Here is a 533-nt window from a genome sequence, read left to right as displayed (position 1 = left end):
CAATCTCGACAAAATTAATCCCACCCTCTTTAAACTTCTCCGAATCCAAGTTTTCGATAAGGCCAATCTGATTTTGAGCGTCAAGCACGCCCTTTGTCTTCATTTTTTGAAAAAGCGCAATCGGAATCAAGTTGAAGTACGCAAAAGCCACCAGAACAACCGCAATGGACCAGTAGATTGCGGCCGCTGGCGGAATGGTGAATTTCTTCTCCATTTTTTTGCCTTTACCTTCCCCCTTGACTTCGTCACTTTCTTTTTCTTTGAAAAAACGTCGACTCAAGTAATCCCCGGCAATTGCTAGAGCTGCCCCAAGCAACGCCAGCGCGATAAACAAGCCCAGCATTAGCAGCACAACGTCAACTTGCGCGAAGTAACCCAAAAGTGCGAGGTCGTCCGTATTCCATGGGAGAGCGTCTGCCCGGAATCCGAACGTGTGTAGGTATGCCTCGCGATAAGCGCGGCCCGCATTCTTTTGCGTCCAAAGAAACAGCGTGCCCAACAAGGCCAACGCGCCGACGAGTGCCGTCAAGACA

At 49.7% G+C, this 533-nt stretch carries 1 protein-coding gene; it reads right to left on the bottom strand.

The genetic code is table 11. The features are described 5' to 3' along the window. The coding region (locus ACRYR9_RS19955) for a hypothetical protein (RefSeq protein ID WP_432540247.1) at positions 1–533 on the bottom strand (533 nt) is incomplete at both ends.

It is taken from the genome of Kineococcus auxinigenes, from assembly GCF_050871525.1.
Lineage (GTDB): Bacteria > Actinomycetota > Actinomycetes > Actinomycetales > Kineococcaceae > Kineococcus.
This window is presented reverse-complemented; position numbering and strand designations above follow the sequence as displayed.